The 13,223-nt window shown below is 70.4% G+C and carries 15 protein-coding genes; 5 read left to right on the forward strand and 10 right to left on the reverse strand.

Annotated features, from left to right (window positions below; all coding sequences use genetic code 11):
- Positions 1-130 precede the first annotated feature (130 nt).
- Positions 131-937 carry a helix-turn-helix transcriptional regulator gene (locus tag ACFYWJ_RS34355; RefSeq protein ID WP_355284152.1) on the forward strand — a complete coding sequence of 269 codons (807 nt, stop codon included), beginning with the start codon at positions 131-133 and terminating at the stop codon, positions 935-937.
- Between the two features lie 25 nt (positions 938-962).
- Here the strand turns inward: ACFYWJ_RS34355 and ACFYWJ_RS34360 are convergent, their stop codons facing one another.
- From ACFYWJ_RS34360 to ACFYWJ_RS34380, 5 genes are all read right to left on the reverse strand, one after another.
- Entirely contained in the window at positions 963-1,433 is a 471-nt protein-coding gene (locus ACFYWJ_RS34360) for a DUF2231 domain-containing protein (RefSeq protein ID WP_355284154.1), read from the reverse strand.
- A gap of 89 nt (positions 1,434-1,522) precedes the next feature.
- A complete protein-coding gene (locus tag ACFYWJ_RS34365) occupies positions 1,523-2,734 on the reverse strand; it encodes an NAD(P)/FAD-dependent oxidoreductase (RefSeq protein ID WP_355284156.1) in 1,212 nt (403 codons plus the stop codon).
- Between the two features lie 161 nt (positions 2,735-2,895).
- Positions 2,896-3,537, reverse strand: coding sequence for a PadR family transcriptional regulator (locus ACFYWJ_RS34370; protein ID WP_355284159.1), 642 nt, complete (start codon positions 3,535-3,537; stop codon positions 2,896-2,898).
- A gap of 82 nt (positions 3,538-3,619) precedes the next feature.
- Positions 3,620-5,650: an MDR family MFS transporter gene (locus tag ACFYWJ_RS34375; protein ID WP_355284162.1), complete on the reverse strand. Its 2,031-nt coding sequence runs from the start codon at positions 5,648-5,650 to the stop codon at positions 3,620-3,622.
- Positions 5,651-5,717: 67 nt separating this feature from the next.
- Entirely contained in the window at positions 5,718-6,350 is a 633-nt protein-coding gene (locus tag ACFYWJ_RS34380; protein ID WP_355284165.1) for a TetR family transcriptional regulator, read from the reverse strand.
- 129 nt (positions 6,351-6,479) lie between these two features.
- Here ACFYWJ_RS34380 and ACFYWJ_RS34385 point away from each other — a divergent pair, with 129 nt between their 5' ends.
- From ACFYWJ_RS34385 to ACFYWJ_RS34400, 4 genes are read left to right on the forward strand one after another with little or no spacing between them, the layout of a single operon-like run.
- A complete protein-coding gene (locus tag ACFYWJ_RS34385) occupies positions 6,480-7,400 on the forward strand; it encodes a sigma-70 family RNA polymerase sigma factor (protein ID WP_355284168.1) in 921 nt (306 codons plus the stop codon).
- Between the two features lie 39 nt (positions 7,401-7,439).
- Complete coding sequence (locus ACFYWJ_RS34390) at positions 7,440-8,315, forward strand: oxidoreductase (protein ID WP_355284170.1); 876 nt, start codon at positions 7,440-7,442, stop codon at positions 8,313-8,315.
- Between the two features lie 51 nt (positions 8,316-8,366).
- Positions 8,367-8,798, forward strand: coding sequence for a transcriptional regulator (locus ACFYWJ_RS34395; RefSeq protein WP_355284173.1), 432 nt, complete (start codon positions 8,367-8,369; stop codon positions 8,796-8,798).
- Positions 8,795-9,163 (forward strand): DUF3817 domain-containing protein, encoded by a 369-nt coding sequence (locus ACFYWJ_RS34400; protein WP_355284176.1) that lies wholly within the window; start codon positions 8,795-8,797, stop codon positions 9,161-9,163. The genes ACFYWJ_RS34395 and ACFYWJ_RS34400 overlap by 4 nt, the downstream gene beginning before the upstream one ends.
- A gap of 64 nt (positions 9,164-9,227) precedes the next feature.
- Here ACFYWJ_RS34400 and rdgB read toward each other — a convergent pair whose 3' ends face one another.
- The 5 genes from rdgB to ACFYWJ_RS34425 form a co-directional block, all read right to left on the reverse strand.
- Complete coding sequence (gene rdgB, locus ACFYWJ_RS34405) at positions 9,228-9,833, reverse strand: RdgB/HAM1 family non-canonical purine NTP pyrophosphatase (protein WP_355284179.1); 606 nt, start codon at positions 9,831-9,833, stop codon at positions 9,228-9,230.
- Positions 9,834-9,835: 2 nt separating this feature from the next.
- The gene (gene rph / locus ACFYWJ_RS34410; RefSeq protein WP_218716805.1) at positions 9,836-10,600 is read right to left on the reverse strand and encodes a ribonuclease PH; all 765 of its coding nucleotides are present in this window, start codon (positions 10,598-10,600) and stop codon (positions 9,836-9,838) included.
- Between the two features lie 44 nt (positions 10,601-10,644).
- Positions 10,645-11,409: a cyclic nucleotide-degrading phosphodiesterase gene (locus ACFYWJ_RS34415; RefSeq protein WP_355284182.1), complete on the reverse strand. Its 765-nt coding sequence runs from the start codon at positions 11,407-11,409 to the stop codon at positions 10,645-10,647.
- Between the two features lie 69 nt (positions 11,410-11,478).
- Positions 11,479-12,204: a rhomboid family intramembrane serine protease gene (locus ACFYWJ_RS34420; RefSeq protein WP_355284184.1), complete on the reverse strand. Its 726-nt coding sequence runs from the start codon at positions 12,202-12,204 to the stop codon at positions 11,479-11,481.
- Positions 12,205-12,260: 56 nt separating this feature from the next.
- On the reverse strand, positions 12,261-13,223 hold the full coding sequence (locus ACFYWJ_RS34425; RefSeq protein WP_355284187.1) for a cysteine synthase: 963 nt from the start codon (positions 13,221-13,223) through the stop codon (positions 12,261-12,263).

Here is a 13,223-nt window from a genome sequence, read left to right on the forward strand (position 1 = left end):
GACAACTCTGGCGAGACCTCCGCCGCCGCGCGATTCCCCGCGGGGAATGACGGCGGCGCACGGTCGCGCACCGCGCCTCATTCCCTGCCGGGAATGGCGCGGGGCGCGCACACGCGGTTGACTCGCACCCATGACGACCGCGCTGACCACCACCGCCTTCGGCCCGCAGTTGCGGCACTGGCGCACCCTGCGCCGGGTCAGTCAGCTCGACCTGGCGATTCGCGCCGAGACGAGTCAGCGCTACCTGAGCTTCCTCGAACAGGGCCGGTCCCAGCCCGGCCGCACGATGGTGGTACGGCTGGCCGAATCGCTGGACCTGCCCCTGCGCGATCGCAACAATCTCCTGCTGGCGGCGGGATTCGCGCCGGTGTTTCCCGAAAGCGATCTGGCCGCACCGGAATTGGCGCCGGTGCGGGAAGCGCTCACCGCCGTCCTCGACGGGCATCTGCCGTATCCGGCGCTGGTCGCCCGGCCGCGCGGGGAGCTGGTCACCGCCAATGCCGCGTTCGACCTGTTCACCGACGGCGTGGCCGATCACCTGCTGCGCGCGCCGATGAATGTGCTGCGCCTGGCTCTGCACCCGGACGGCGTCGCGCCGCGCGTGCGCAACCTGCCCGAATGGGGCAGGCACATCATCGACTCGCTGCGCAGCCGGGCCGCCCACACGCCCGATCCCGCCGTCGACGCGCTGATCACGGAACTGTCCGGCTATCTGCCCCCGGTGGCCCCTGGTCCCGACCATGTCGGCTTCGCCGTGCCCCTGCACCTGCGTACCGACGACGGCGACCTGCGCCTGATCACCACCCTCACCTCGTTCGCCACCGCGACCGACGTCACCATCGCCGAACTCCACCTCGAGGCGTTCCTGCCCGCCGACGCGGAGTCCGCGCGCATCCTGACCCTGCGCGCGGCGCGGCGCCGACCCGCCGGTCGATAGGAATCGGCTATTTCCGGGTGCCGGGTCAGCCCGTCGCGGACACCAGCGGCCCCCAGGTGGCCCGGGCGCCCGAGTCACCGACCCGGACGACCTGCACGGTCGCGGCCACCCCCGCCGCCACCGCGAGCACGGCCACCACCGCGACCACCCCGCGCGTGAGCCGTCTGCCCGCGCGCTCGGCCAGGTGCACCCCGACGAGCAGGGCCGCGACCACCAGCAGCGGGATCACGAAATACAGCAGCGTGCCGCCCAGATCGATGTGGGTCTGGATGGCGGGCGTGCTGCCGACCCGCTGTGCCAGCCAGCGCCCCGCGCTCACCGTCACCGGGGTGAGGGCCACGGTGAGCACCGCCAGTGCCGCGGTCGGCCATACCAGGACGCGGCGGGCCGCGGGCCAGAGCGCCGCCAGGATCAGCAGCAGCGCGGTCAGCGGGACGAGCACCACGAGCAGGTGCACCAGCAGGATGTGGGCGGGCAGTCCGTTGATCGTCGACACGAGCGTCTCCTGGCAACCAGAGTCTGTCGTCCCAGTATGCGCGCGCGAACGCCCCCGGTCGGCGAATACCGGCCGGGGGCGTGCGCGGATCAGGACCCGATCGTGGCGAGTTCCCGCTGGACCGGGGCGTCCCAGTCGATGCGGTAGCGGCGTTCGGCGCCCATCGTCTTCTCCGGGTTCATCACCGTCTTGACCATCAGCGGCATCATCGCGTTCATGATCCTGCGGGCGAACGGGCCCGGCGTCTTGCTGTGGTTGACCTTCGCCGCGCGCGCCGCGATGCCCTCCACCCTGGACCGGCGCAACCGCTCGTAGGCCGCGAAGGCCGCGGTGGGCGCCTCGATGTCGCGCAGGCAGCGGGCCAGCTGCACGGCGCTCTCGATGGCCAGCGACGCGCCCTGCCCCGAGCTGTTGGACGGCGCGTGCACGGAGTCACCAACCAGCACCATCCGGTCGCGATACCAGTGCGGCACCGGCGGCATGATGTGCAGCGCCCCGGTGATCTCCAGGTTCTCGGCGGTCGTGCGGCGCGCGAACTCCCCACCCGGGGTGTCGGGCGCGTAGGTCTCGCGCAGCACGCGCAGCCAGTGCTCGGCCGGGACCGCGCGGGCCTCGGTCAGCGAGTAGTACCGCTCGCTGGGCAGATTCGCGCCCCACACGACGCGGCCGTCGGCGTGCTGCCAGTACAGGTAGTAGGCCTTGGCGCCGAAGGCGAACACCATGGTGTCGGCGGGCAGGTCCTGGTCGCAGTCGACCAGCGCGCCGAAGCCGAGCATGCCCGTGTAGTCGGGTCCGGGCGCGGCCGGATCGATCAGGGTGCGGACGGTGGACCGGATACCGTCGGCGCCGACCAGGATGTCGGCCGACGCGGTGGAGCCGTCGGTGAAGTGCGCGGTCACGCCGTCGGCGTGCTCGTCGACGCGCACCAGCCGCTTGTCGTAGCTGAACGGCACGCCCGCGGCGACCGCGTGATCGTGCAGCGCGCGGTGCAGTTCACCGCGGTCCACGACCTGCAACGGCGGCTGATCGGCCAGCACCGGCAGGACGTGTTCGCGGCCGCCGACGGCCAGCCGCATGCCGCGCACGGGCAGCGCGATCGCGCGGACGGCATCGTCCGCGCCGATGAGGTCGAGGGCCGCGACCCCGTTGGGAGCGAGGGCGAGCCCGGAGCCGATGCCCTCGGACGGCCCGGAATAGGCCTCGTAGACGTGGGCGTCGATGCCTGCCCGGAGCAGGGCGGTGGCGGCGACGGGTCCGGCGATGCCACCGCCGATGACCAAGGCGGAACGGGTGTTGGACATGAGTGATCTCCAGATCTGAGTCCGCGTCACCCGGGCTATCCTGTGGTAGCCAGCCTCGTAGCCGGGTGCGCGTATGTGTGAACACGGTGTCGGGACGGTTTCTCGGACTCGGTGGGGTGTTGCCGCACACCACCGGGTCCGGGGTCTTTTCTGGGCGAGAGCTAGCCGGTCCCCCCTTCGCCGAATTCCGGAATCCGGTCGGCGGGCATGCCCTCGGCATGCCACTGCCGCCACATCTCGAGGCCGTCGAAGGTGCCGTCGCGCAGTTCGTCGCGCAGCGAACGCGCCCAGCGCGCCTCGGCTTCCAGCATCGCCACCCCGAATTCGGTCTCCACGAGGAACAACCGGGGCAGGGTGCCCGCCAGGTCGGCGAGTTCGGCCTTCGCGCGGTCGACGGACCGCTCGAGCGCGTCGATCCGCAGGCCGAGCAGCTCGACCACCTCGTCGGGCGGGAGCACGGCCAGGATCGACAGCCCGGCGGTGAACCGGTGGTGTTCGGGCTCGGGCGAGGCGAGCAGTTCCCTGGTCCAGTCGGCCATCTCGGCGCGGCCCGCGTCGGTGATCCGGTAGATCACGCGCTCGGGGCGGGCGCCGTCGCGTTCGCTGCCGACGACTTCCAGGAATCCGGCCTTGGCCATGTTCTGGACGACCGTGTAGAGCGAACCCCACTTGATGTCCATGTCCTTGTCTTTGCCATGGGCTCGCAGGGTGGCGGCGATCTCGTAGCGGTGCATCGGCCGTTGCACGATCACCGACAGCACGGCGAGCGCCAGCAGGTTGTTCACCTTGCGCTTCGTGGCCATGCGCACCTCCTTACTCGTCTACGAATATACGTCGACGAGTATTCGGCGGGCAAGGACTGTCCAGCCGACTGGACGAATCGGCTCAGACCTTGGCTACCTCGGCGCTGTCGGCGCCCTGGTCGAGCAGCTTGCCCGCGATGTTCGACAGCGCCTCGTCGAGCAGCGCGCGATCGGCCGGGTCCTGGTAGTTCCAGTCGTCGAGCCGGTCGCCGAGCCAGCGCCGCCACCCCGCCCGCAATCGGTCGACCTCGCGGGTGCCCTGCTCGGTCAGGGCCAGCGTGCCGCCGTCGTCGAGCAGCAGACCGTCGTCGACGGCCTGCCGGAACACCGGCGAGAGCACCTCCACCGGCAGCCGGTGCCGGAAGGCGATGCCGTGCACCCTGGGCGACAGGCCCTGCTTGTCGTACAGGTACACCTGCCCGAGCGCCCAGGCGGTATCCGGTTCCAGCGAGCTGCCCGCCGCCGCGATGAGCTCGGGGATGATCGGCTTCTGCGCCCTGGCCTTGCGCACGGTCGCCGCGACCGCGCGTTCCAGCTGCACCACCCGGTCGTCGGAGTCCGGCACCGAGAAGCCCTCGCCGATATCGCCCGCGCCGTGCCTGGCGCTGTCGCGCAGCCGGACCTGCGGCAGGAACCAGGCTACGACGAATCCGAGCACCGCGACCGGGACCACCCAGCGGAAGACGTAGTCGATCGAATCGGCGTAGGCGTCGATGATCGGCGCGGTCTGCTCGAGCGGCAGCTCCCGCAGCAGTTTCGGATTCGCGATCACCTCCGGGGTGAGGCCGGGGGTCTGCTGGATCGCCTCGGCCAGCGCGGTCTTGCTGTGGTTGTTGTAGAGCGTGCCGAAGACCGCGGTACCGAACGCGCTGCCCAGCGTGCGGAAGAAGGTCACGCCCGAGGTGGCGGTACCGAGGTCGGCGTAGGGCACGGTGTTCTGCACGACGATGGTGAGCACCTGCATGGACAGGCCGAGCCCGGCGCCGAGGATCAGCATGTACAGCGATTCCAGCCAGACGCTGGTCTGGCGGCCCATCGTCGACATAAACCACAGGCCGAGGACCATCACCGCCATGCCGACGATCGGGAAGTACCGGTACTGCCCGGTGCGCCCGACCACCTGGCCGGAGAAGACCGAGGCGACGAACAGGCCGACGACCAGCGGCAGCGTCCGCACCCCCGAGATCGTCGCCGTCGCGCCGTCGACGTATTGCAGGTAGGCGGGCAGATACGTCATCGAGCCGAGCATCGCGAACCCGACGATGAAGCTGAGCACCGACGACACCGTGAACACCCGGCTGTTGAACAACCGCATCGGCAGCATCGGCGCCACCGCCCGCTTCTCCACCATCACGAACGCGGTCAGCAGCACGGCCGCCAGCACGAACAGCCCGATGATCTGCCACGAGGCCCACGGATATTCGTTGCCGCCGAACTCCAGACCGAGGATCAGCGCCGAGACGCCGAGCGCGACCAGCCCGATGCCGAGGTAGTCGATCACCGGCCGCGCGACCGCGCGCAGATGCGGCAGCGTGCGCGCCGCCATCGCCACCATGATGATCGCCAGCGGCACATTGACGTAGAAGCACCAGCGCCAGCTCGCGTGATCGGTGAACAGCCCGCCCAGCGTCGGGCCGATCACCGTGGTGATGCCGAACACCGCGCCGAGCGCGCCCTGATACTTGCCGCGTTCGCGCAACGGGATGGTGTCGGCGATCAGCGCCATCGAGGTCACCATCAGCCCGCCGGCACCGACGCCCTGGATACCACGGGCCAGGATGAGCACGCCCATGCCGGGCGCCATGCCCGCCAGCGCCGAGCCCGCGATGAAGATGACGCCGCTGATCTGGAACAGCAGTTTGCGGCCGAACAGGTCGCCGAGTTTGCCCGCGAGCACGGTCGCGACGGCCTCGGCGAGCAGATACGCCGTCACCACCCAGGCCATGTGCCCCGCGCTGCCGAGATCGGCGACGATCGAGGGCAGCGCCGCCGACACGATGGTCTGATCGAGCGCGGCCATGAGCATGCCGAGCACGACCGTCGTGAAAATGAGATTGATCTTGGTCTTGCTCATCGGCTCGACGGGCTCGTCTACAGCAACACCATCCGACATGGCCTCAGTATGGGCTTTCCGACCGCGCACGGTGTCTCAGTGACACGGCAGCAATCGGACCGATACGTCAGCGGACGGCGTACCCGCCCAGGCCCGGCTCGAGCGCGTCGAACGCGATCCGCGCGTATTCGGCCATGGCGGAGGCGATCTCGTCGCCGGACTGGCCGTCGAGCGTGCGGCGCAGGATCTCCTCGAACAGCACCCGCTGGACGCCGACGAGCTGGGCCGCGGCGACGCGCGGGGTGATGTCGTCGGCCGCCGCGCCGGTGACCTCGCCCAGGACCCGCGCCAGCGCGAGCTGCCGCTCGTCGTGGAACTCGCGCAGGCGTGCCACCAGCGCCGGGCTGTCGGTGATCATCCGCGCGAACGGTTCGCCACTGAACCCGATCATCTGGGACTGCGCGGCCACCGCGGCCAGGTAGTCACCGCGCAACGCGGCCAGCGCCGATTGCCCCGACGCGCGGTCACGGACGACGGCGGCCAGCTGCCCGACGAACACCTCGCCCAGGTCCAGCGCGAGGTCCTCCTTGCGCGGGAAGTAGTTGGTGACCGTCATCTTGGCGACATCGGCGGCCGCGGCGACATCGGCGATCGTCACCTTGTCGAAGCCGCGCGCGAGGAACAGCTCGGTCGCCCGGTCCGAGATCTGCTCCCTGGTCTGCTGCTTCTTCCTGGCCCGGAGCCCCTGCTGCGTCGTCATGGTCGAAGCATAACTGAAGTCAACCCAAAATTGTGCTTGACATATTTTTAGGTCCGTTCTAAGTTTGTGTTCGTCGCCCCACCGAACACCCGGCCAGTCACGCTTTCGCCGCATCGAACGGAGCTCTCCTTGACCGTCACCACCGATTCCGTCCGCGACTACCTGACCGCCATCGCCCGCACTCCCCTGCTCACCGCCGAGGAGGAGTACGCGCTCGGCGCCCGCATCGCCGCGGGCGTGGCGGCGCGCACCGAGCTCGATGAGAACGCCGCGGCGGGCATCGAGCTCACCGCCGCGCGGCGCGAACAGCTGCGCCGGACCGAACTCGACGGCCTGCGCGCGAAGGACCGGATGGTGCGGGCGAACCTGCGCCTGGTCGTCTCCATCGCGCGCCGGTTCCCGACCAACACCGGGATGGCACTGCTCGACCTGATCCAGGAGGGCACCCTCGGCCTGATCCGCGCGGTGGAGAAGTTCGACCACACGCGCGGCCTCAAGCTCTCGACCTACGCGACGTACTGGATCCGCCAGTCGATCGGGCGCGCGCTCACCGATCAGGGCCGCACGATCCGGCTGCCGTCCAACGTCGCCGACGTTCTGCACCGGGTGATCCGGGTGCGCCGCGAGCTGACCCAGCGGCTCAGCCGCGCGGCCACCGTCGAGGAACTGGCCGCGGCCGCCGAACTCACCGTCGCCCAGGTCGAGGCGGTGCTGCGGCACGAGCCGGAGCCGGTGTCGCTGCACGCGCCGGTCGGCGAGGGCACCGAACTGGGCACCCTGCTGCCCGACACCGCGCCCGCACCCGCGGATGTGGTGGCCGAGCGGCTGCTGCCCGGGTACGTCGAGGCAGTCCTCGCGGTCCTCACCGAGCGCGAGTCGGCCGTCATCCGGCTGCGCTTCGGCCTCGATCGCGGCGAGGCACGCTCGCTGGAGGAGGTGGGATCGGCGCTCGGCGTCTCCCGGGAACGGGCCAGGCAGATCGAGGCGAAGGCGCTGACCAAGCTCCGCAGGCCCGCCTGCGCCGGTACGCTGGCCGGGCTGCTCGGCTGACCACTTCCCTCCGATCTTACTCCGGAGTAAGGTCGGCCCATGGCATGGAAACCCACTGACATCGCGGACCAGACCGGCCGCACCTTCGTGATCACCGGGGCCAACGGCGGCCTCGGTGCCGAAACCACCAAAGTACTGGCCGGCAAGGGCGCCACGGTGATCATGGCCTGCCGCAACGCCGCCAAGGCCCAGCCGATCGCCGACGCCATCCCCGGTGACGTCCGCGTCGCCGCGCTCGACCTCGCCGACCTGGCCTCCGTGCGCGCCTTCGCCGAACAGCAGGGCGAGTTCGACGTCCTGATCAACAACGCGGGCCTGATGAACATCCCGTTCTCGCGCACCGCCGACGGCTTCGAGACCCAGTTCGGCGTCAACCACCTCGGCCACTTCGCCCTCACCGGCCTGCTGCTGGACCGCATCACCGACCGCGTCGTCACCCTGGCCAGCATCGCCCACAAGCAGACCCCGAAACTCTGGATCGACGACCTCAACTACGACCACCGCCGCTACCAGCGCAACCTCGCTTACGCCCAAGCCAAGCTGGCCAACCTGATGTTCGGCCGCGAACTGCAGCGCAGGCTCACCGAGGCGGGCTCGGCCAAGAAGTCCTACGCCGTGCACCCCGGCGTCTCCGCGACCGACCTGTTCGCCCGCACCGAGACCCCGCTCGACCGGGTCAGCAAGCCGTTCATCAAGCTCATCGGCCACCCGCCGGCCAAGGCCGCCCACTCCAGCCTGTTCGCGGCCACCGAACCCGACGCCGACCCCACGGTCTACTGGGGCCCCAACAGGTGGATGCAGTCCCAGGGACCGGTCGAGGCGTGCCCGTCCAGCGCCATCTCGCGCAATCCGGAACTGCTGCGCAGGCTGTGGGAGGAATCCGAGCGGATGACCGGGATCACCTACAAGTTCTGAGCCGGTGACCTGCTCCTACGCCGCCTGTAGTAGGCGGGTACCGTGGAGCGCGTGTCCGCTTCATCTCCCCGCCCGGCGCACAATCGACCGGCCCTGATCGCGCTGGTCATCGTCGTCGCGCTGGGCTGCCTCGCGCTGGCCTGGTGGCAGTGGGAGCGGTTCGAATCGGCCTCCGGAACCGGCCAGAACCTCGGCTACGCCCTGCAGTGGCCGCTGTTCGCCGCGTTCGCGGTGTTCGCCTACGTCCGGTTCGTCCGCCTCGAGCGCGAGGCCGAGGAACCGGACACGGCACCGCGCGCGGCGAAGGCCGAGGCACCGCGCGAGATCCCCGCCGGGATCCTGCCCGAACGACCGAAGGCCGCCCCCGCCGACGACCCGGAGACGGTCGCCTACAACCAGTACCTGGCGGGACTGCACGCCAGCGACATCGATGCGCAGGTCCGCTCGGCCGGTCTGCACGCCCCTGAGAGGAACGCCGGGTGACCACCGACGAGAACACGACCGCACCGTCGCTCGACAAGGCCGCCCCGGCGGGTGACACCGCCAAGATCCGCTCGGCGCTGCAGCGCTACCGGGTGCTGGCCTGGGTCACCGGTCTGTGGCTGCTGCTGCTCACCGGCGAGATGATCGCCAAGTACGGCTTCGACGTCGACACCCCTAGCTGGATCGCCGTCGTGCACGGCTGGGTGTACTTCGCCTACCTGCTCGTCACCGCCGACCTCGCGGTGAAGGTGCGCTGGCCGATCGGCCGCACCGTCGGCACCCTGATCGCCGGCACCATCCCGCTGCTGTCGTTCTTCGTCGAGCACCGCAACGCCAAGGACGTCCAGCAGCAATACGGACTCTGAGTCCCGGAAACGACGACAGCGCCGCCGCACCCGGTATCCGGGGCGGCGGCGCTGTCGTTTCGGCTCAGGCCAGGGCGGCCAGTGCGGGCAGGAGCTGGGTGAGGGCCCGGCCACGGTGCGAGACCGCGTCCTTCTCGGCCGGGGTCAGTTCCGCGGCGCTGCCGGTGCCGCCCTCGGGCAGGAACAGCGGGTCGTAGCCGAAACCGCCCTCGCCCACCGGCTTCCGGGCGATGGTGCCCGGCCATTCGCCGCGCACCACGGTCTCGGTGCCGTCGGGCAGCACGAGCGCGCAGGTGGAGACGAACCGTGCGCCGCGGCGCTCGTCGGGCACGTCGCCGAGCTGACCGAGCAGCAGGGTGTTGTTGGCGGTGTCGTCGCCGTGGCGACCCGACCAGCGCGCCGAGAGCACGCCGGGCATGCCGTTGAGCGCGTCCACCTCGATCCCGGAATCATCGGCCACACACGGCAATCCGGTGGCCACGGCCCCGTCGCGCGCCTTGGCGACGGCGTTCTCCTCGAAGGTGGCGCCGATCTCGGGCGCCTCCTCGTAGGGCGGCACCTCGTTCAGGCTCACCAGTTCGATCCCGGCCACGCCCGCCTCGTCGAGGATCCGGCGCAGTTCCTTCAGCTTCTTGGCATTCCGGCTGGCGACCAGCACACGCACGGCCACGGCTACTTCTTACCGGCCGGCTCGGGCAGCGCGCCCGGGTAGGGCTGCGCCAGTACTTCCTTCTGCACCGCGAACAGCTGCTCACAGCCGGCCAGCGCCGAGTCGAGCAGCTTGTCCAGGGTCGAGCGCGGGAACGTCGCGCCCTCGCCGGTGCCCTGGATCTCGACCAGGGTGCCGGTGTCGGTGGCGACCACGTTCATGTCGACCTCGGCGCGCGAATCCTCCTCGTAGGGCAGATCCAGCCGCACCCGGCCGTCGACGACGCCGACGCTGACCGCGGCGATCATGCACGAGATCGGTTGCGGGTCGGCCAGTTTGCCCGCGGCGGCCAGGTAGGTCACCGCGTCCGAGAGCGCGACGTACGCGCCGGTGATGGCGGCGGTGCGGGTACCGCCGTCGGCCTGCAGCACGTCGCAGTCCAGCGCGATGGTGTTCTCGCCCAGCGCGGCCAGGTCGATGCAGGCCCGCAGCGAACGCCCGATCAGGCGGCTGATCTCCTGGGTCCGGCCACCGACCTTGCCCTTCACTGATTCCCGGCCGCTGCGGGTGTGGGTGGCGGCGGGCAGCATCGCGTACTCCGCGGTGAGCCAGCCCAGCCCGGAGTCGCGCCGCCAGGGCGGCACGCCCTCGGTGACGCTGGCCGTGCACATCACCCGGGTCTGCCCGAACTCGACCAGCACCGATCCCGCCGGGTGCGTGGTGAAGCCACGGGTGATCCTTACCTCGCGGAGTTCGTCATCCGCCCTGCCATCGGCTCGTCTCGACACAGTGTTGGATTATGCCCGCCTGCGCGGGCCTGCGTGCGAGACCCCTACAGGTCGAAAGTTTCGCCCGGTGAGACGGCGTGGACGGGGCCGGAGAACGCCGCCTTCGCCTCCGCGATGACGTCCTCCCGCGAGGTCCACGGCGGAATGTGGGTGAGCAGCAGTTCCTTGGCGCCGGCGCGGGTGGCGATCTCGCCCGCCTCGGTGCCCGAAAGGTGAATGCCGGGCGGGCGATTGGCCGGATCGTGGGTCCACGAGGCTTCCGCCATCAGCACGTCGGCGCCCTGCGCCAGCTCGACGACGGCGTCGCACATGGCGGTGTCGCCGGTGTAGACGAAGACGCGGCCGTCGGCGGCGGTGATCCGCAGGCCGTAGGACTCCGGCGGGTGGTACATCCGGCGGGCCTCGACGGTGTGGCCGGGACCGAACGGCACCGGCACGTTCTCGACCCAGGCCTGCGAGTCGATCACGTCGGACCAGTCGTCGGTCTCGCCGCCGATCTCGGCGGAGGCGTTGCCGATGCGCAGCGCGGCGTCGGAGGGGCCGCGCACCAGCGCCAGGCCCTGCGGCGGATTCGGGTGGTAGCGACGCCACACCAGCAGCGCGGGCAGATCGAGGCAGTGATCCGCGTGCAGGTGGGTCAGGAAGATGTCCACATCACCCGGGTTCAGGTACTTCTGCAGCGCACCGAAGATGCCGGGACCGAAGTCGATGACGGTCGGCCTCATGTCGGGACCCGTCAGCAGGTAACCCGACGCTGGGGAGTCCGGGCCGGACACGCTGCCCGAGCACCCGAGGACGGTAAGGCGCATGCCCCCATGCTGCCACGACGTGCTGGTGCTCAATGCAGGATCCCCCCATTTTCCAGACCGGATCCCCGGCTACCGCGTAGGTACTGCGCGGCCGACCGATGCTCCACGGCGGCGTCGACGTTCATCACCAGAGAGTACCCAGCCCGCGAGGACTCCACCCACCGCCCCGAAAAGATGTCCCTGCCAAGAAATTAGGGGGTCGCTGGGCAGCACGCCCCACAGCATCGAGCCGTACAGCGCGAAGATCACCACGCCGAGCACGATCTGCCCCACATTGCGGGCGAACCACCCGCGGCAGATCAGGTAGGTCAGCCAGCCGAACACCAGCGACGACGCGCCGACGTGCACGCTGCCCGCCGAGCCGGTCAGCCAGGTGCCGACCCCGGCGACCACCCAGATGATCGCGGTGGCCGCGATGCCACGCCCGATCCCGGACAGCAGCACCAGGAAGCCGAGGATCAGCAGCGGCAGGGTGTTGGCCATCAGGTGATCCCAGCCACCGTGCAGCAACGGCGCCCACAGGATGCCGTCGAGGCCGTCGAGCTCGCGCGGCTCGATCCCGCCCGCGTCGAGCTGACCGGGCGCGCCGCTCGGCCGGTCGGCCGAGAGCACCGCGTCGACGCCCTCGATCACGTACAGCGACCCGACGAACGCGACGATCACGACCGCCGCGCGCGTCCACGCCCGGACGCCTTCGCGCCGGGCGGGCGGGGTCGCGCCGGGCCGCCCCTGCAACCCGGCGATCCGATCCGGATCGAACGAGGCTCCGATTCCTCCGCCACCGCTCACCGACATCGCCTCCGCTCAGGCCGGGCCGCCACCGGGCCCACTCCCCACAGGGTACCGAGCCGTCAGGCCCAGAGCTGGCCGTCGAGGCGTTCCTCGGCCTCGTCCAGGGTGCCGTCGTAGGCGCCGGTGGACAGGTACTTCCAGCCGCCGTCGGCGACGACGAACGCGATGTCGGCGCGCTTGCCCGCCTTCTGCGCCTTCTTCGCCACGCCGAGCGCGGCGTGCAGGATCGCGCCGGTGGAGATGCCTGCGAAGATGCCCTCCTCGCCGACGAGCTCGCGGGTGCGCTTCACCGCGTCGTACGGGCCGACGGAGAACCGGGTGGTCAGCACCGTCTCGTCGTACAGCTCGGGGATGAACCCCTCGTCGATGTTGCGCAGGCCGTAGACCAGCTCGCCGTAGCGCGGCTCGGCGGCGACGATCTCGATGCCGGGCACCTTCTCGCGCAGGAATCGCCCGGTGCCCATCAGGGTGCCGGTGGTGCCGAGCCCGGCGACGAAGTGCGTGATCTCGGGCAGGTCGGCGAGCAGTTCCGGGCCGGTCGTCTCGTAGTGCGCGAGCGCGTTGGCCGGGTTGCCGTACTGGTAGAGCATCACCCAGTCCGGATTCTGCGCGGCGATCTCCTTGGCCATGGCCACGGCCTGGTTCGACCCACCGGCGGCAGGCGAATCGATGATCTCGGCGCCGAACATGGTGAGCAGCTGACGCCGCTCGACCGAGGTGTTCTCCGGCATCACGCAGACGATCCGGTAGCCCTTGAGCTTGGCCGCCATGGCCAGCGAGATCCCGGTGTTGCCGCTGGTCGGCTCCAGGATCGTGCAGCCGGGGGTGAGCTTGCCGTCGGCCTCGGCCTGCTCGATCATCCGCAGCGCGGGCCGGTCCTTGATCGACCCGGTGGGATTGCGGTCCTCGAGCTTGGCCCAGAGGCGGACGTGATCGTCGCCGTCCCACTGCGGGGACAGCGTCTTCAGTCCGACGAGCGGGGTGTTGCCGAGGGTCGCGATGAGCGATTCGTAGCGGGCCAC

The sequence above is a fragment of the Nocardia sp. NPDC003269 genome, assembly GCF_042888005.1.
In the GTDB taxonomy this organism is placed as follows: Bacteria; Actinomycetota; Actinomycetes; order Mycobacteriales; family Mycobacteriaceae; genus Nocardia.

Excerpts from the sequence above, each read along its gene's own strand:
- ACFYWJ_RS34355 (WP_355284152.1), top strand. The coding sequence starts at position 131 with ATGACGACCGCGCTGACCACCACCGCCTTCGGCCCGCAGTTGCGGCAC.
- ACFYWJ_RS34365 (WP_355284156.1), bottom strand. The coding sequence starts at position 2,734 with ATGTCCAACACCCGTTCCGCCTTGGTCATCGGCGGTGGCATCGCCGGA.
- ACFYWJ_RS34370 (WP_355284159.1), bottom strand. The coding sequence starts at position 3,537 with ATGGCCACGAAGCGCAAGGTGAACAACCTGCTGGCGCTCGCCGTGCTG.
- ACFYWJ_RS34375 (WP_355284162.1), bottom strand. The coding sequence starts at position 5,650 with ATGTCGGATGGTGTTGCTGTAGACGAGCCCGTCGAGCCGATGAGCAAG.
- ACFYWJ_RS34380 (WP_355284165.1), bottom strand. The coding sequence starts at position 6,350 with ATGACGACGCAGCAGGGGCTCCGGGCCAGGAAGAAGCAGCAGACCAGG.
- ACFYWJ_RS34390 (WP_355284170.1), top strand. The coding sequence starts at position 7,440 with ATGGCATGGAAACCCACTGACATCGCGGACCAGACCGGCCGCACCTTC.
- ACFYWJ_RS34415 (WP_355284182.1), bottom strand. The coding sequence starts at position 11,409 with ATGCGCCTTACCGTCCTCGGGTGCTCGGGCAGCGTGTCCGGCCCGGAC.
- ACFYWJ_RS34420 (WP_355284184.1), bottom strand. The coding sequence starts at position 12,204 with ATGTCGGTGAGCGGTGGCGGAGGAATCGGAGCCTCGTTCGATCCGGAT.